Origin of the sequence: Paraburkholderia fungorum (assembly GCF_046026025.1) — a bacterium.
Taxonomy (GTDB): domain Bacteria; phylum Pseudomonadota; class Gammaproteobacteria; order Burkholderiales; family Burkholderiaceae; genus Paraburkholderia; species Paraburkholderia fungorum_E.
This window is the reverse complement of the sequence record NZ_JAQQFL010000013.1, coordinates 184,107-201,166: the sequence shown is the minus strand read 5'-3', so window position 1 is coordinate 201,166 and position 17,060 is coordinate 184,107. Positions and strand designations below refer to the sequence as shown.

Below are 17,060 nucleotides of genomic sequence, written 5' to 3'. Positions count from 1 at the left end.
AGCAAACTCTCGGCTGCCATGCGAAATGCAATGTTCACCGACAACGACGCGGGGTGGCAACGGTACGCTGCACATATGAGAAAAGAATTCGCCTGGTTCACTGCGGACCCGTCGTAACAAGCGGCGGATGACCGCTCCGGGTCTACCTCAACCGGTCGCGAACGGTCGAGCCGACTGCTTACGCGGCGTCACCGATATCGCTGCGACGGGTGCCGAAGCGCGGCTTGGGAAATAGGATACGCGGGAGAAACTGGCACGCTAAATCAAACGATATATCAACGCCTCGGTCAGTGCCGGAGGCTCGGTGCAAACCGGGATCGAACGGTCAGAATCAGCCGACTGCCCCGCGTGAGAATCCGAAGCCAAGTCAGGGGTGAGAATTGTTGATGCGTTATGAAGGCAAATCCACTCGGTTCCGTTGGGTTGCAGTGGATCGAACTCTCGTATCCAGTTGGTGGCGCATACATGACACCTGTACCGTTGCAACAACACCGGGCGACGGCCCAGGGGACGCAGCTTCGTCGGATTGTGCGAAGCCACAAGCCCGGGGTGACCATCGGGGCTATTGCTCAGTCGCATTCGTTCGCACGCGTCGCAGGACATTGGAGGCAAAATTCGCGCAGGATCGCCGCTCACTAGTGGTAGCGGTATAGATTAACGCCATAGATTTCGTTGAGCAAGACCAATGGACGATCAGCAAAATTGACAGCAGCGCCAGCGTTCCTGACGGACACCGTAGCGTGTGCTTAACTGGTGCGCGCTCACACAGACGTTTGTCGCCTACGCGCCCGCTTCGGAGAAACCTGAGGGTCGAACAGAGTCGCTCATCATCCGGCTGAATTCGGCCAACATGAAGCGACGTCCGCTCTGACACTTACCAAGGCGTTCAAACGGCCGCTTTTCGCCGATAACCGACGTTAGCTCGGAGCGGTAGGTATAGCATTATTCGCGGTGTTGCACCGCGTCAATCGCCCGTTCCATCGCCGCAAAGATGTTTTCTTCAAAGCCGTCTGGAAGGGTGAGCACTAGCTGCAAGTGGTGAGTTTCATCTTTGGAATTTTGCTTAAGCACATTTTCAATAAACTCAGGAATCCTCCGCGCTTGTTCGAATAAATTGCTCGCAACGCCACTGAGCAAGCGGTGTACATCGGCGAAAGGCTCATCAACTCGCGAGAAGCGCACTTGCTCTTCCCATGCAAGCGTACTAGCGCATACCTCAGCGAAAAGTCGACATACTGCAACGATTTCAGTATCAGAACCAGCAACGCCTAAATCTCCCCATGCGCGAGCGAACTCCGAACTCGCCAGAGCAGAAAATGCTGCGACGATTTGCATGATTTCATGCATACGGTCTGATAGCCACGGGACGAATTCGGATCGGTCAATGCGTATCACGGGCCTAACGTATAGCCCTCGCTGGAGAGCTGACCACCGGTGAAAAATGGGAGCCATTTCATAACGCAACATTTCGACCGTCAGGAGAAATTCCCACGACTCTCCTTTTTCTCAGCCAGATTACTCAATCGCCCGAATTCTTCTAGATGTCGTTTCTCGTATCGCTGCCTAGCCTCAGCACCTGTTTTTCCCACCTGTTCCGCAATCTGACGCTCGTGCGCCCGTTGCCATTCGAAAAGAAGTCCGGCTGGGTACCTATTCGGATCGTCATCGACCAGCTTATGACAATTGCCACACAGCCAGATCGCATTCGTAATCGCACTACGCTCCATCGACGTCATACTCGGCTCGTAGCGCGCTGAACCAGGGTTGGCGCCGTAGATGTGTGCAGCTTCACCTACGTTCACAGCATCATTCGGGTCGTCCGTGGGGCCACTCGTGATTGCCCCGCAGTCCGGATTAGAACAGCGATTCGCGGCCCGCTTTACTAGAACTGCTCTTATCGCCTGTTTGAATCTATCCTCAATCGACATTTACGTATTCCCTATGGTTATGTCGTGCGATCCAAGCGTATTTTGGTCCATATTCTCGCGGTAGTCCATTGCCAACGAAGTAAGAGCAGACGCCCATCGATGGTGATCGTTGACAGCCGACCTGCATCGATAAAAGCCAACAATAATGTCCTATGAACGACCGTTTAATACCTGAAAACTGCCGTGCATTTGATGGCCAGCTCAGCAAGCATGAGGGCGCGGCAACTACAAATAGTGGCCACAGCACTCATAGCAGCACCAAGTCTCATAACCGGGCCTTGCTGAAGGAGAAGCGGCGCACGCCGACGTAAGTAGCGCCGTTCTGTCCACCGACCTTCGAGGTCATCGACCCGATGCGTTTTTCTTGACTGTCATATTCAATTGCGCGGCTATGCCCCCAGCTTCCACGGCAAGGGCACAGTAGCCCGACGATAGTAGCCGGTGTGCCCCGGCAACTACTTGCACCGGACGTACCAAGCGAACTTGCGCGGAGTACCGCCAGCGCGTCAGCGGGACGGTGAAGCACGCACAGGCATAGCAACAGACTGCTAGACGGCAATCCGCCGCCCCCTGCGCCAAACTCTGAACGTCGGCCTTGGCTCGGCGAACTGCATACGCAGTTCCTCATGAAGAAGCCCCGTTTCCGGGGCTTCGTTTTCTCTATGACAAGAGATTATTTTTTATTCTTGGCAGCTTCTTCTGCCATTTTAGCAGTCTGCTCTGCCATTTTTGGAAGGGCTTCGGTAATAGCAAATTTTCCAACATTAAAAATACTTTTCCCAAAAAGCTTCAGACCGGCTATGGAACGCTCTTTCGCGCCATAGCCATCCACAAGCTCCGACCAATCCTCAGACAGGCTTAGATATTTATCGTCACTCTCATTATTTTCCATTTTATCGGCACTCAATTTTCGTCACGATGAAATCATAGCTATCACGACCGCTATTCCTTTTTCTAGCCTGCCCTTCGGCAATCTTGGCCGCCATGAAATCTGATTCCGCTTCAACATCAATGTTGCTGCTCGTCGAGTTACTTCCCTTTCGGAAACTGTAAAAGACCCGATATTTATTCATGAGTGCCTCTCCGGAGATTGATCTGTTGCCATCAGGTTTACGGCATCTAATGACACTTCTTTAGTATGGGATGACTGACTTGAACTCTCCGGTCATGACCGTTGCCGTCCAAGCTTCAACCTCAGGTATAGGCTGTGCCGTGAATTCCGCCTTCGCATAAATGCGGAAGTTCCTTCCGGCTCGCATAGCCGAGTCGCAGCCAACGGACATGACCTCGTTGGCGTGAGCTTTCACGGGGGCAGACTGCCGACTGGATATTTGCGCGAATCAGGCTGCGCATGCTTTTTGCATTAGGCATGTTTCTCTGAGATACGTTTTCTTGTGTCAGAATCGGCAGAATAATAGAAAGTTGCATAGCCCGACACTCCTGAATTCAACCACACAGAGGTATCGATGCCGCCCATCGAAAGCCGATCCGCACGCGACGCGATCACCATCCTGCTTGAACGCATACACCGGCAGAACGCGATACCAATGCGTATAGGTAGCGCCGACACGGACTCGGATGCCGACGCGGCCCGTCTGGAGCGAATTGGCATCGGCGCGAGGGCCAATAAAGCGGTCGAAAACATGTCTGTTACCACGTCGCTTGATCCCGTTGAAAAGGAAGTCTTGTTATTCTGGCTAATAGTTCACCGCTCGTCGCAGCTTCGCGACGCATTGGCAGCGCTAGGCCAAGTGACAAGCAACCAGCTGATTTCAATAGTAGCTGGCGCACTTCTACGGCCGTTCGCCCTTGTGGCGCACGCGATGCGCGAAGATGGTCCTCTACGCACGTCCTCGCTGATCAAGTTAAGCGACGCCACGGGCGAAGCGCTACGACTCGTGCGCGTCTCTGCCGTATTTCTGGACTGCACGGCTTCACAAGGGCAGCCATCCAAATGATCCTCAAGACTTTCACCGTCGACTGGCAAGATACGAATTGTGCAAAATGCCCGCTTTCAGTCAACCGACTTAACGTGGTGAAGGCAACGCTTGGCCCCGTAGGTGGCTTGCTTGCCGTTGGAGAAGCACCAGGAGCAGAAGAAGATAAGTGCGGAAAGGGTTTTGTTGGCAAGTCAGGCGACACGCTTCGCAGCCTTCTGCGACTGCACGGAATTCAAGATTCGACGGTCGGCCTCGCGAACGTATGTCGCTGTCGACCGCCGCAGAATCGCCCTCCTCGACAGGTCGAAGTGGATACTTGTACGCCGTTTCTAGCGCACCTGATCGCAGAAAGTCGTCCGAAGGTCGTATTAGCTGTTGGACGCACGGCAACTACCGCGTTCTTCGGAAATGGCAGCCTCTACAAGCGAATTCAAGATGGAGCAGCTAGCAATGACTGGACGTCCGCGCGCTGCATCGCAGGCAAGCATCCCGCGATTCGCGCGGCGCTTGAAACCGTGTCGTATGTCGTTCCGATGCCGCATACAAGCCCACTGGCATTTCGAAGGCTTGCGCCTTCGGGCGAAGCGTGGGGGATGATTGCGGACCGTCAGATGGCGCTCGTCAACCAACTATTGCACGCCTGACGGGAATTTATTGCGTCAGTGAGCGCGCCAGTTCGGCCAGACAAGCTTTCTTAACGTCCTGTAACGCCGGATCACGGACCTTGTTTAACGCCGCTTTGGCGCGTTTGATATAACCAGGGATATCCGGAACCGTATCTTCTATGAACGGTGCGGAGCAAACGCGACTGACGCCCAGCACTGGCCCGTTGTGCGGATCGATGGCCTTGAGAACTGCCTTGGGATTTTTGGGCAACGCGTAGGCCAGCCCAATTCCGAGGTCCTCAGAATTTCCGCCGTCAGTTCCTTTTGCGAGCTTCGGCACCAATGCGACCCATTCAGAATTACCGGAGTCAACATGGGTAAGCAGATCATCCCATTGTGATTCCGACATGCCGCTCACCGTAGCCTTTGCACCTTGTTCGTCAATCTGTTTGACCAGAACTAACGGATTTGTCTGTGGGGCCATTGCGCCTGCAATCACGCCAGTTGCCGTGCATGCCAGGCCAAGTACGAGGATGCAACCAGATACGTACTTCATTGAACCACCTCTAGCGTGTGATCACCACTTCCCCATATACGGTGGCGGGTGGTGACGCTCATGATGACGCAACCCTCAGACGCCGTACCCGGATGGTGCAGGCTATCGCCGTGAATCCTGAAAGCGCTCCGACCAAAGGTGTTAGTTCCTGGACCGGGCGTCAGATTCATAGTGTACGTGCCCGTATGAGGTGAGGTGTGGGGTGCGCTAATGTCGTAAGTTCCGCGCGGGATCGGCCCGATGTTCGGAACCGTCTGCATGGCTGGATTGTTTTTACCTGTTGCCGCCCCGGAGTAACCGCGTTCAACGAACTCGCCGTTAAACGAAAGATTCCCGGTGCTTTGCTGATATGACCACGGCATCGGATCGCCCCATAAATCATAAAGCGCTGATTTTAGCTGACGAATTCTCGTGCGTAATATTTGAGATAGACATTATGCGAAATGCATTTTGCACGTAGCAATTTATTGTTGAAAATATTTCCTGGCTCCGCTGCCGCCCGCATCGATTTTCAAGAACACTTCAAACTGGTTCAAGGAATATACGATGACCAGTCAGGAATGCGGGCACAGGGAGAAAATCCTTGCCATGACCGCCGCGCCTACGCTAGCACCGCCGCAATGCCTTCGTCGTATGCCTCGCCGAACAGAGTTTCCAGTGTCGGATTTACGTCGCCAAAGGCATCGACAACAGCGCGCGCCCATTCAAAATATTGCGTCTTGCGCTCGACCGACCAGTCGGCAGGCGGATTTGCCGCGATATCGCGTAGGTTCGAAATCATGTCAGCGATCTTGACCAGCTTCGCACCGTAACTCAGGCTGCGCGCATATGTAATCTGCAACCGCTTACGCTCGTCTTTGGTGAGCGATTTGTCGTCCGACACCTCCTGCACGATAGCCGCAACGTCGGAGCCAAACAGTTCGGTCAGTTCCTCATCGGTCGTCGACGTATCCTCAATTGTGTCGTGCAAAATTGCAGCGACCAGCACGTACTCGTCATCAATCCCGGCTTCGTTCGCGAGCAGGTTTGCTACGGCCAGCGGGTGATTGATGTACGGCGTACGTTCCGCATCCTTACGGCGCTGATTGCAATGTTTTTTGGCTGCGAAATCAATCGCCCGAATTATTGTATTGCTCATGATTTTTCCTCACCCAATGGGTTGCCACGTGGACAGCAGATTGAATCCGGTTGCAGCCGGTCAACGTGATCGGAGCCACGACGGCGAGAGCGATTTTCGTTAGGTTAATTTGCGCGAGTCTCATCATTTCGTTGCACATTTGTTGTGCCATTCGTTGCTGACAGCAGGCGCAGCGCACTCAGCAAGCCTGCGGTCGATCACATCCTGATCGAAGGAAATTTGCGTTGCATAGTCGGCGTCATCATACGAAACGACGTAACCACACTGTTTGCTGACGATCAGAGCGCCCGGTCCCGTCAGGACCGCCATCGCGTCAGGACACGACCGACTCACATCCGCAAGAGCCTGCCTTGCGTAATTAAACGCCGCCTCACCGTTGAACGTATTCGCCTTCATTGATTGCGCCCATTGCACAGCCGTGATTGCGTTGTGCTTCGCAATTTCCCCCTGCTGTGCTGCCGCCCCGTTCAGCGTGTCCGGATTGCTCGCGGCACGGGCGTCAGCGGATGCCTTTTTAACAGTAGCCATCACGCTGACCATTGCCGTCTGGCATTTGTCGGAAAACTGCCGCCCCTGGAACGCCGCCCCCATTACCAGGTTTGAAAGTTGCCCTTGTATATTTTGAAGCGCGCCGATACAGACCTGGTTCGTGTTGTCGAAACCAAGCTTCTGGAGTCTCGCGCGTGTGTCGTTGCGCAGAGCGGCAGGCGACGGCATTTCACTGTCGTGCACCCCCGGCTTATTGTTCATCGAACGGATATCTGCTCCGCATGTGCTAACAAACTGGATCAGTTCCTCGCAGGAAGGCGGAATATTCGCCGTGGTGCCAGCGGCGTGCACCGACGCAGCGCCGATCATCAAGAGCAGCGCCAGGATTGCTTTGTATGCTTTCTTCATTTGTTCAACCTCAAATCTTGTCATATTCTTTGACATCCGCGACTGGCAATCCCATGCGAATCTCGTTCAGATCGGCACGTGCATTTACCCTTCGCGTTTCATCGGCAAGCTCATGCGACACAATGGATTTACCGATAGGGGAAATGGACAGGCCCGCGAGCTTGAAATGCTGAATGCCGAACGGGATCAGCACGACCGTCGCACAGCACAAGACACCTGCCCCGACGTGCGCGAGCGTCATCCACCAGCCGATGAGCAGGAACCAGATGAGATTGCCAAGCGTGCCGAAAATAGAGGTGCCGATGTCTTTTTTCTGCGTCAATTGATGCCGGTTGATCGCTTCCCGTCCGAACGGCCCTGATGAGAATTCCGACACGTTGTAGCAGGCGCGACCCCAAGGAATTCCGACAATACTCACGAAGCAGAGCAGCGCCACGACGAGCCACAAAGCCCACGACCAGAAACCCCCGAGGAACAGAAACCAGATGATATTCCCTATCTTTTTCATTAGTTATCCATATTTAATGTTGCGGCTAAACTAAGCAAAAACCTCGGATGAACCGTGCTTAACAATTCACAGGGAAAAGTCCTGGCTATCGGAAAGGGACCAAGAGATACGAGTTACGGAATGCGTTTCTGCCTTGCTGCTTCCAGATCGGCTTCCATCGACAGCAAATCTTTCGAACGTGCCCGGATGCGTTTCGCAGGCGAGCCGAAATAGACACCCCAAGGCTCCAGACTTTTCGTTACGAGAGACATTGCGCCGACCGATACGCCTTCCCCAATAGAGCATCCGGGAAGGATGACACTCCCCGATCCGACGATGACGTGGCGTCCAAGGTGCACCGGGGCGACCTTCACGTTCAGATATTCCTTCGGCACGGTCGGATTCGTCAGCGCCGAGCCGGAGTAATCATCCGAAGCGCTGTAGACACGCACCCCTTGCGACAGACCGGAAAAATCACAAAGCTCGATTCCGCCGCCACCAGCAAGAAACGCCATGCCGCCAATGTGTACGTGCGAACCGATCCGTATGTAGCCGCTTGATGCCGACATCACGGTGGGGCCGTCGATGCGCACGTTGTCGCCTATCGATATGTTCTGCATGCCGATGATGGTGCAGTTCTTGGCGACTCTGACATTTGCGCCTATCGCACAAAATCCGAATGCCGATAACTCATCTTCGGTCCAGTAGCCGGGGTTGAATGGATTCGTCGCCGTGTTGGGTGGGGTTGCGGTTTTATCGTTCATTGTGCGGTTTCCGTTGATCAGTGCAGCGCTGAATACATAGGCAACCATTCAGGCATATCAAAATATGCGTTCTAAGACGCATGGACGTCGACTGAAGTGCTGGCCTACATCACAGCGCGACGTCCAACGCCCTACGTCCGCCATAAATCGAAGTCTGTGCCAGCAATGTCATTTTGGCATATTATGCCATGACATATTGGTTGTTCGCGGGAAGTCGTGTTGTCGAGCAAAGTCTTGAAATATGACAATTCGACACGCCCCCGAGGAGGACACTCGCCTTGCCGCGAGGATAGGCCCCGCAATTGCCGAGCGCAGGCGCGCTCTTGGTTTGACGCAACTACGATTTGCCGAAATGATCAGCCTTGGGCAGGAGGCCGTTAGCCGCATGGAACGAGGTGAGCGTGGCGTGTCCGCGCAGCGGCTTCAGAAAATTTGCATCGCATTGCAGTGTTCAGTGGACGAGCTTTTGCAACAGGGACCGAAAACGGACGACGATAAGAAAGATCAGCACGTGGCGGCGGTTGCGGTTGCGATGCGCGATCTGACCAACGACGAGCGGCTTGCTGTCGTCAAAATTGTTGAGCAAGTATCGGACGTGCTGAAGCAGCAGCGCTTGGAATTGAAAGCCTCGCCCAAGGTCAAGGCATCGCCCGAGCAAACGAAAAGATTCAAGGAAGTGGCTCGTAGCGTTTCCTCGGCGAAAAAGGCAAAGAAATAGGCCCGTTCACCCACCTGATATACAACCGCTACCCTCAACTACGAGATAGACACTAGGAGCCTTTTCGGTACCTAGTGTAGGTCTGGCAGACTCCCCGATGCTGTCCGTTGTACACCCGCCAGCCACCAGATAGCCAACAGATTTCTCTTTGGTTGCGCGCCAGTCATTCGGTAGACGTGAGGCATCCGACAGGTTCCGCCCCGCGCCATTGCCGAGTCATCGAATTGGGATGGTCAAGCACAGCGGGGATACGACAAGAATTAAAGGCCCGTACCAATTCTGTACCAACCCCGGTCCAAAAGCATGTAGTTCACCGCCCGCAGTGCCTTATTGTAGAATGGGCGGACCGATTGCAGACGCCTTGAAGCGGCGATGGCAGGTCTGATACGACGGATATTTGCGCGGCATGGCCGACCAGGTCGCGCCGCTGTACATCACCCACAGCACGCCGTTGAGCACCGAACGCGTGTTGGCGAGCGGCCGGCCACGCAGTTCGGAGCGCGGACGCAGTTCGGGGAGCAACGGTGCAACGCGTTGCCATTCTTCATCATTGATATCACGGTAGGGATTCATGGCTACTCCTTTGTCAGAACCATACAAAGAAGATATCCAGTCGTCCGCGCGCGGAATATAAGACCAATCCGAATCTTGAAAATACGCCTTCCGACATCGCCTGTTCGGCGAGCGGACCGTGATCTATCGCAAAAGCTGTCGCGCCCGCGTCGCGCGGCGCCTTAGGTCAACGATGTATCGACGATCCGGCGTGGCGTGTCGAGATACTCCTTCGACTGCATTTCAACGATACGCGACACCGTACGCGCGAATTCGTTGGCCATCGGACCGTCGACGTACAACTGATCGGGCGGCACCGCCGCCGACATCAGCAGCTTGACCTTGTGGTCGTAGAACACGTCGATCAGCCAGGTGAAGCGGCGCGCCTCCGAAGCCATGCGCACCGACATCTGCGGCACGCCGGACAGGATCACCGCGTGAAAGCGGCTCGCCAGTTCCAGGTAATCGTTCTGCGAGCGCGGACCGCCGCACAATGTCGCGAAATCGAACCACACGACGCCGTCAGCACGCCGCAGCGCCTTCAGTTCACGCTTTTCGATGCGCAGGATAGGGCTCTCATCGGGAACCGCTGCAAGGCGCGAAAACGCGTCGCGCAACGCTTTGTCCGAAGCCGCGCCGAGCGGCGTGTGATACACCTCGACCTGGGCCAGCGTGCGCTTTCGGTAGTCAACGCCCGCGTCGACATTGACCACGTCGAGCTTCGACTTGATCAGTTCGATGGCCGGCAGCATGCGGTCGCGATGCAGACCGTCCGGATACAGCGTGTCCGGATCGTAGTTGGAGGTCATCACGAATTGCACGCCGTTCTCGAACAGCTTGTCGAGCAGGCGGTAGAGAATCATCGCGTCGGCAATATCCGAGACGTGGAATTCGTCGAAACAGATCAACCGGTAGCGCCTGGCGATACGACGCGCGAGTTCGTCGAGCGGATCGGCCGTGCCTTTCAGCTCTTCCAGCTCGCGATGCACCTCACGCATGAACTCGTGGAAATGCAGTCGCGTTTTACGCTGCACCGGCACGATCATGTAGAAGCTGTCCATCAGGAAGCTCTTGCCCCGCCCTACGCCGCCCCACATGTAAATGCCACGCGGCAGGTCCGGATGGATGATCAGCTTCTTGAACGCGTTCGAGCGGCGCGACTTGTACTCGACCCACTCTTCATAGCACCGCTGCAGACGGTCGACCGCCGCGCGTTGCGCCGGGTCCGATTGATAACCCCGCGTCTGCAGTTCTTTTTCGTAGTATTCGGTGACGTTCATCGTGTTGCTGCAAAAAGAAAGGCGGGAGGGATTGAACCCGCCCGCCTTTGTGGTGATGCCAGAATTGCGTTCAGTCAGGCGTGCGCGTGATTACATGTTCAGCGCGCGCTTGTCCACGGCGAGCGCTGCTTCGCGCATGACTTCCGACAGCGACGGGTGCGGATGGCAAATGCGGCCGATGTCTTCCGACGCGGCCTTGAATTCCATCGCCACCACGGCTTCCGCGATCAGATCCGATGCGTTCGCCGAGATGATGTGCACGCCGAGCAGTTCGTCGGTCTTCGCGTCGGCGATCATCTTGACGAAACCATCCGCCTTGTTAATGCCCAGCGCGCGGCCGTTCGCCATGAACGGGAATTGGCCCGTCTTGATCTCACGGCCTTCGGCTTTCAACTGCTGCTCAGTCTTGCCGACCCACGCGATTTCCGGTTCGGTGTAGATCACCCACGGAACGCAGTTGTAGTCGATATGCGGCTTCTGACCGTCGATGATTTCGGCCACCAGCACGCCTTCGTCTTCAGCCTTGTGCGCGAGCATCGGGCCACGCACCACGTCGCCGATTGCGTACACATTCGGCACCGCCGTCGCGCAGTGATCGTCGACGTCGATGAAGCCGCGCTCGTTCGCCTTCAGGCCGATCGCTTCGAGACCGAGGTTGTCGGTGTTCGGCACGCGGCCGATCGACACGATCAGGCGATCGGCTTCGAGCGTTTGCGCGTTGCCGTCCTTGTCCGTGTAGTTGATCGTGACGCTCTTGTCGGTGGTCTTCACTTCGCCGACCTTCACGCCGACGTGGATGTCGAGACCCTGCTTCTTGAACTGCTTGGCGGCTTCCTTGGCCAGCGCCTGGTCGGCCGCGCCGAGGAATTCCGGCAGCGCTTCGAGCACGGTCACGTCCGCGCCCAGACGACGCCACACCGAACCCAGTTCCAGACCGATCACGCCCGCGCCGATCACAGCGAGTTTCTTCGGCACGGAGTCGAAGGTCAGTGCGCCTTCGTTGTCGGCAACGATCGAGTTGTCGACCGGCACGTTCGGCAGATGACGCGCCTTCGAACCCGTTGCAATGATGACGTTCTTCGCCGTCACGACTTCGGTCTCGCCTTCGCCGCTCACTTCGATCTGCACGCCGGCGTCCGTCTTGCCGGTGAACTTGCCATGGCCCTTGAGCCACGTGATCTTGTTCTTGCGGAACAGAAATTCGATACCCTTGGTCATCTTCTCGACGATGCCTTCCTTGCGGGCCAGCATCTTCGAAATGTCGACCGACACGTTTTCCACGGAGATACCGTGGTCAGCGAGGTGGTGTGACGCATTTTCAAATTCTTCCGACGACGCGAGCAACGCCTTCGACGGAATGCAACCCACGTTCAGGCACGTGCCGCCGAGCTTCAGCGCGCCGGCCGGGTTCTTCCATTTCTCGATACACGCGACGGTCTTGCCGAGCTGCGCTGCGCGAATGGCGGCGATATAACCGCCGGGGCCGGCGCCGATCACGACGACGTCAAATTCTTTGGACATGACAATCCTTTGGATGGCGGAACGAGGCACGGCCACGCTTCGTGGCGCGCCTCGTTCCTGTACTGCGGAATGCGAAAGACGTGACGCTTGTTTGATGCTTACCTGAGGCTTATATGGCGCCGGCTTGCACGATGACAAGCCGGCGCCGGCCGAGCCAGTGCTTACAGGTCGAGCAGCAGGCGTGCCGGGTCTTCCAGCGCGTCCTTCATCGCGACCAGCGACAGCACCGCTTCGCGACCGTCGATGATCCGGTGGTCATACGACAGCGCCAGATAGTTCATCGGACGGATCACGATCTGGCCGTTTTCGACCACAGCGCGTTCCTTGGTGGCGTGCACACCCAGAATGGCGGATTGCGGCGGGTTGATAATCGGGGTCGACAGCATCGAACCGAACACACCGCCGTTCGAGATCGAGAACGTACCACCCGTCATTTCTTCGATCGACAGCTTGCCGTCCTTGGCTTTCTGGCCGAACTCAGCAATCTTCTTCTCGATTTCGGCGAGGCTCAGTTGATCTGCATTGCGCAGGATCGGCACCACCAGGCCACGCGGCGAACCGACCGCGATACCGATGTCGAAGTAGCCGTGATAGACGATGTCGTTACCGTCGATCGACGCGTTCACGAGCGGGAATTTCTTCAGCGCGTGAACTGCCGCCTTCACGAAGAACGACATGAAGCCCAGCTTCACGCCATGTTCCTTTTCGAACTTGTCTTTGTACTTGTTGCGCAAGTCCATCACCGGCGCCATGTTCACTTCGTTGAACGTGGTCAGGATGGCGTTGGTTTGCTGCGACTCGAGCAGACGCTCGGCGATACGCGCACGCAGACGCGACATCGGCACGCGCTGTTCCGGGCGATTCTTCAGCCATTGGTCGGCCGATGCCGGTGCCTTGACGTCCGGCAGCGACGGCTTCGCAGCCTTCGGTGCGGCAGCCGGCGCAGCCTTGGCAGCCGGAGCCGGTGCGGCTTGACCCGCGGTCAGCACGTCACCCTTGGTGATGCGGCCGTCGCGGCCCGTGCCGGCGACGTCGCCCGCGCCCAGGCCCTTCTCGGCCATCAGCTTGCCGGCAGCCGGCGAAGCAGCGGTGTTCGCACCCGTTGCGGATGCAGCCTGCGCGGCCGGTGCAGCGGCTTGTGCCGGTTCAGCGACCGGAGCCGGCTTCACTTCGGCTTCGACGGCAGCGGCGCCAGCCTTGCCTTCGGTGTCGATCTTCGCGATCACCTGGTCGGCGGCAACGATATCGCCGTCGTTCGAGATGATTTGCGCGAGCACGCCGGCTGCGGGTGCCGGCACTTCGAGCACGACCTTGTCGGTCTCGATTTCGATGAGAATTTCGTCGATGGCGACAGCCTCGCCGGGCTTCTTCTTCCACTGCAGCATGGTGGCTTCCGAGACCGACTCGGAAAGCTGGGGAACCTTGACTTCAACAATAGCCATTATGAATATCCTGAATACGTATCGGGTGACGGCGCAGTGAACGACGACCGCCTGCGAACCTCGAATGCCGCGCATGATCTTTCAGACGCGGCACGGGAAAGCGCCTCGCGCTTTCCCGGTTCGGCTCTAGTTTATTTAGCGATCGACGCGCTCTTGAGACGGCCGAAAGCGCCTTCGATCAGCGCCTTCTGCTGCTCGTAGTGCTTCGCGTAGTAGCCGACTGCCGGCGAGGCCGAAGCCGGACGTCCGCTGTATGCCAGCTTCTGCCCGTCCTTCATGCCTTCCTTCAGGTGGTGCTCGATGTAGAACCACGGGCCTTGATTCTGCGGCTCGTCCTGCACCCACACCACTTCGGTCGCGTTGTCGTACTTCTTCATTTCCGCTTCGAACTGCTTATGCGCGAACGGATAGAGCTGTTCGATACGGATGATCGCGACGTCGTTTGCCTTCACTTCACGGCGATGGGCGAGCAGGTCGTAATACACGCGGCCCGAGCAGGCCACCACGCGCTTGACCTTCTTCGGCTCGATCGCTTCGTCGATTTCGCCAAGGATCGGCTGGAACGCACCCTTCGCCAGTTCGGACAGGTCCGACACAGCTTCCTTGTGACGCAGCAGCGACTTCGGCGTAGCGACGATCAGCGGCTTCCTGAACAGACGGATCATCTGACGGCGCAACAGGTGGAAAATCTGCGCCGGCGTGGTCGGCTGAACCACTTGCATGTTGTGATCCGCGCACAGTTGCAGGAAACGCTCGATACGTGCCGACGAGTGTTCCGGACCTTGGCCTTCATAGCCGTGCGGCAGCAGCATCGTGAGACCCGAAACACGGCCCCACTTCACTTCGCCCGACGAGATGAACTGGTCGATCACGACTTGCGCGCCGTTCACGAAGTCGCCGAACTGCGCTTCCCACGCGACGAACGTATTCGGTTCAGCGGTCGAGTAACCGTATTCGAAGCCCAGCACCGCTTCTTCCGACAGCACCGAGTCGATCACGTTGAACTTCGCCTGACCTTCGGCGATGTTCTGCAGCGGCACGTAGGTGCCGTCATTCCAGCGTTCGCGGTTCTGATCGTGCAGCACTGCGTGACGGTGCGTGAACGTGCCGCGGCCCGAGTCCTGACCAGTCAGGCGCACTGCATAGCCCGATGCGACCAGCGACGCGAATGCCAGGTGTTCGCCCATGCCCCAGTCGAGCTTCGCTTCACCACGGCCCATCGCGCGACGGTCGTTGATGACGCGCTCGACGAGCGGGTGCACCTTGAAGTTTTCCGGGATCGTGGTGATCCGCTCAGCGAGGCGCTTCAGTTCAGCCAGCGGCACTGCGGTGTCGGCTGCATCGGTCCACTTGCGGTTCAGGAACGGCACCCAATCCACCGCGTACTTGCTCTTGTAGTTCGAGAGCACCGGGTCGACGGTGTGATGGCCTTCGTCCATCGCCTTGCGGTAGGCCTTGACGTATTCGTCTGCGTCAGCGGCCGTGATCACGCCTTGCTGCACCAGTTTTTCAGCGTAGAGCGCGCGCGTGCCCGGGTGCTTTGCAATCGTCTTGTACATCAGCGGCTGCGTGACAGCCGGCGTGTCCTGCTCGTTGTGACCCAGCTTGCGGAAGCAGACGATGTCGACGACGACGTCCTTGTGGAACTGCATCCGGAAGTCGATAGCCAGTTGCGTAGCCAGCACCACCGCTTCAGGATCGTCACCGTTCACGTGCAGCACCGGCGCCTCGATCATCTTGACGACGTCCGAGCAGTACAACGTGGAGCGCGAGTCGCGCGGGTCCGACGTCGTGAAACCGATCTGGTTGTTGATGACGATGTGCAGCGTGCCGTGCGTGCCGTAACCGCGCGTTTGCGCGAGGTTCAGCGTTTCCATCACGACGCCCTGGCCCGCGAAGGCCGCGTCGCCGTGGATCTGCACCGGCAGCACTTGCAGGCCGCTGTCGTCGCCGCGACGATCCATACGCGCCTTCGCCGAACCTTCGACTACCGGGTTTACGATTTCGAGGTGCGACGGGTTGAACGCGAGCGACAGGTGAACCGGGCCGCCTTCGGTCGAAACGTCCGACGAGAAACCCTTGTGGTACTTCACGTCGCCGGCCGGCAGGTCGTCGACGTGCTTGCCTTCGAATTCGGCGAACAGGTCAGCCGGCATCTTGCCGAGCGTATTGACCAGCACATTCAGACGGCCGCGGTGGGCCATGCCGATGACGATTTCCTGCACGCCGTTGGCGCCGCCATGACGCACGACTTCGTCCATCGAGGCGATGAAGCTTTCGCCGCCTTCGAGCGAGAAGCGTTTCTGGCCGACGTACTTGGTGTGCAGGAAGCGCTCGAGGCCTTCGGAGGCCGTCAGGCGATTCAGAATGTGTTTCTTCTTTTCATTGGAGAAGTTCGGCGTCGAACGGATCGACTCGAGCTTCTCTTTCCACCAGCGCTTCTGTTCCGGATCGCTGATGTACATGTACTCGGCGCCGATCGTGCCGCAGTACGTGTCACGCAACGCCTGGACGATCTCACGCAACGAAGCACGCTCGAATCCGAAATACAGATTCGTGGCGCTGAACTCCTGGTCCATGTCGGCTTCGGTGAAGTCGTAGAACGCGGGTTCAAGTTCGGGGATAGCGGGACGTTCGCGGCGCTTCAGCGGATCGAGATTGGCCCATTGCGAGCCGAGGAAGCGATATGCGCCGATGAGGGACTGCACATAGACTTGCTTGCGGGAGGTAGCGAGATCTTCGCCGCCGGTCGCCGTGCGCGGGATAAAGGCATTAGCCTTGGCCCGTTGTGCAAACGATTCGACGATCGGGCCATGGGCCACGTCGTTGGCATTGCTGCCATCCGATGCAGGGACGTTCTGCAACGCGTCGAAATAGCTGCGCCAGTTCTCGGGCACTGACGCCGGATTGTCGAGATACGCTTCGTACATTTCTTCTACGTACGGAGCATTGCCGCCGAACAGATAAGAGTTCGACTGGAATTGCTTCATCATTTTTACGCTCACCTTTCTTCGAGTTTCTCGAGAAATAGCGGGTTACAGAACCTTCCGCGACACGGCCTGACCGTTTGGCGGATTGCGCGAATCAAGTCTTGCTTGGAAGGACCTAAAACTTTGCACCCGGGGAGCATATCACAGAACGGATAGTGCAGATAGCAGACGGATTGCCGCTCAAGCCCGCCGCGACGGGCTTTCAGCCACATTACCAGCGCTCGCAACAGTCTTCTGCGGAA

18 protein-coding genes are annotated in these 17,060 nt (G+C 57.2%); 3 read left to right on the top strand and 15 right to left on the bottom strand.

Annotation, left to right across the window (positions count from 1 at the left end; all coding sequences use genetic code 11):
* Window positions 1-942 precede the first annotated feature (942 nt).
* From PQR67_RS16900 to PQR67_RS16885, 4 genes are all read right to left on the bottom strand, one after another.
* Entirely contained in the window at window positions 943-1,347 is a 405-nt protein-coding gene (locus PQR67_RS16900; protein ID WP_408461268.1) for a hypothetical protein, read from the bottom strand.
* Window positions 1,348-2,601: 1,254 nt separating this feature from the next.
* On the bottom strand, window positions 2,602-2,835 hold the full coding sequence (locus PQR67_RS16895) for a hypothetical protein (protein WP_408461266.1): 234 nt from the start codon (window positions 2,833-2,835) through the stop codon (window positions 2,602-2,604).
* The gene (locus tag PQR67_RS16890; protein ID WP_408461264.1) at window positions 2,822-3,001 is read right to left on the bottom strand and encodes a hypothetical protein; all 180 of its coding nucleotides are present in this window, start codon (window positions 2,999-3,001) and stop codon (window positions 2,822-2,824) included. The genes PQR67_RS16895 and PQR67_RS16890 overlap by 14 nt, the downstream gene beginning before the upstream one ends.
* 121 nt (window positions 3,002-3,122) lie before the next feature.
* Window positions 3,123-3,356 carry a hypothetical protein gene (locus PQR67_RS16885; RefSeq protein ID WP_408461261.1) on the bottom strand — a complete coding sequence of 78 codons (234 nt, stop codon included), beginning with the start codon at window positions 3,354-3,356 and terminating at the stop codon, window positions 3,123-3,125.
* Between the two features lie 38 nt (window positions 3,357-3,394).
* Between PQR67_RS16885 and PQR67_RS16880 the strand changes: the two genes are divergently transcribed.
* The gene (locus PQR67_RS16880) at window positions 3,395-3,886 is read left to right on the top strand and encodes a hypothetical protein (RefSeq protein ID WP_408461259.1); all 492 of its coding nucleotides are present in this window, start codon (window positions 3,395-3,397) and stop codon (window positions 3,884-3,886) included.
* On the top strand, window positions 3,883-4,512 hold the full coding sequence (locus PQR67_RS16875; RefSeq protein ID WP_408461257.1) for a uracil-DNA glycosylase: 630 nt from the start codon (window positions 3,883-3,885) through the stop codon (window positions 4,510-4,512). The genes PQR67_RS16880 and PQR67_RS16875 overlap by 4 nt, the downstream gene beginning before the upstream one ends.
* 7 nt (window positions 4,513-4,519) lie before the next feature.
* On the opposite strand, the gene PQR67_RS16870 is transcribed toward PQR67_RS16875, so the two are convergent.
* From PQR67_RS16870 to PQR67_RS16845, 6 genes are all read right to left on the bottom strand, one after another.
* A complete protein-coding gene (locus PQR67_RS16870; RefSeq protein ID WP_408461255.1) occupies window positions 4,520-5,029 on the bottom strand; it encodes a hypothetical protein in 510 nt (169 codons plus the stop codon).
* The gene (locus PQR67_RS16865) at window positions 5,026-5,391 is read right to left on the bottom strand and encodes a tlde1 domain-containing protein (RefSeq protein ID WP_408461252.1); all 366 of its coding nucleotides are present in this window, start codon (window positions 5,389-5,391) and stop codon (window positions 5,026-5,028) included. The genes PQR67_RS16870 and PQR67_RS16865 overlap by 4 nt, the downstream gene beginning before the upstream one ends.
* 239 nt (window positions 5,392-5,630) lie before the next feature.
* Window positions 5,631-6,167 carry an HD domain-containing protein gene (locus PQR67_RS16860; protein WP_408461250.1) on the bottom strand — a complete coding sequence of 179 codons (537 nt, stop codon included), beginning with the start codon at window positions 6,165-6,167 and terminating at the stop codon, window positions 5,631-5,633.
* Between the two features lie 123 nt (window positions 6,168-6,290).
* Entirely contained in the window at window positions 6,291-7,064 is a 774-nt protein-coding gene (locus tag PQR67_RS16855) for a hypothetical protein (RefSeq protein ID WP_408461248.1), read from the bottom strand.
* Between the two features lie 10 nt (window positions 7,065-7,074).
* On the bottom strand, window positions 7,075-7,572 hold the full coding sequence (locus PQR67_RS16850; protein ID WP_408461246.1) for a YccF domain-containing protein: 498 nt from the start codon (window positions 7,570-7,572) through the stop codon (window positions 7,075-7,077).
* 113 nt (window positions 7,573-7,685) lie between these two features.
* Window positions 7,686-8,315, bottom strand: coding sequence for an acyltransferase (locus PQR67_RS16845; RefSeq protein WP_408461243.1), 630 nt, complete (start codon window positions 8,313-8,315; stop codon window positions 7,686-7,688).
* Between the two features lie 241 nt (window positions 8,316-8,556).
* On the opposite strand from PQR67_RS16845, the gene PQR67_RS16840 reads away from it, so the two are divergent.
* Entirely contained in the window at window positions 8,557-9,033 is a 477-nt protein-coding gene (locus tag PQR67_RS16840) for a helix-turn-helix domain-containing protein (RefSeq protein ID WP_408461241.1), read from the top strand.
* A 327-nt stretch (window positions 9,034-9,360) separates the two neighbouring features.
* Here PQR67_RS16840 and PQR67_RS16835 read toward each other — a convergent pair whose 3' ends face one another.
* From PQR67_RS16835 to PQR67_RS16815, 5 genes are all read right to left on the bottom strand, one after another.
* The gene (locus PQR67_RS16835; RefSeq protein ID WP_408461239.1) at window positions 9,361-9,606 is read right to left on the bottom strand and encodes a transposase; all 246 of its coding nucleotides are present in this window, start codon (window positions 9,604-9,606) and stop codon (window positions 9,361-9,363) included.
* A 161-nt stretch (window positions 9,607-9,767) separates the two neighbouring features.
* Window positions 9,768-10,865 (bottom strand): cell division protein ZapE, encoded by a 1,098-nt coding sequence (gene zapE, locus PQR67_RS16830; protein ID WP_408461237.1) that lies wholly within the window; start codon window positions 10,863-10,865, stop codon window positions 9,768-9,770.
* A gap of 90 nt (window positions 10,866-10,955) precedes the next feature.
* Window positions 10,956-12,386 (bottom strand): dihydrolipoyl dehydrogenase, encoded by a 1,431-nt coding sequence (lpdA, locus tag PQR67_RS16825; protein WP_408461234.1) that lies wholly within the window; start codon window positions 12,384-12,386, stop codon window positions 10,956-10,958.
* 161 nt (window positions 12,387-12,547) lie between these two features.
* Window positions 12,548-13,828 carry a 2-oxoglutarate dehydrogenase complex dihydrolipoyllysine-residue succinyltransferase gene (gene odhB / locus PQR67_RS16820; protein ID WP_408461232.1) on the bottom strand — a complete coding sequence of 427 codons (1,281 nt, stop codon included), beginning with the start codon at window positions 13,826-13,828 and terminating at the stop codon, window positions 12,548-12,550.
* Between the two features lie 131 nt (window positions 13,829-13,959).
* Window positions 13,960-16,821, bottom strand: coding sequence for a 2-oxoglutarate dehydrogenase E1 component (locus PQR67_RS16815; RefSeq protein WP_408461229.1), 2,862 nt, complete (start codon window positions 16,819-16,821; stop codon window positions 13,960-13,962).
* Between the last annotated feature and the right edge of the window lie 239 nt (window positions 16,822-17,060).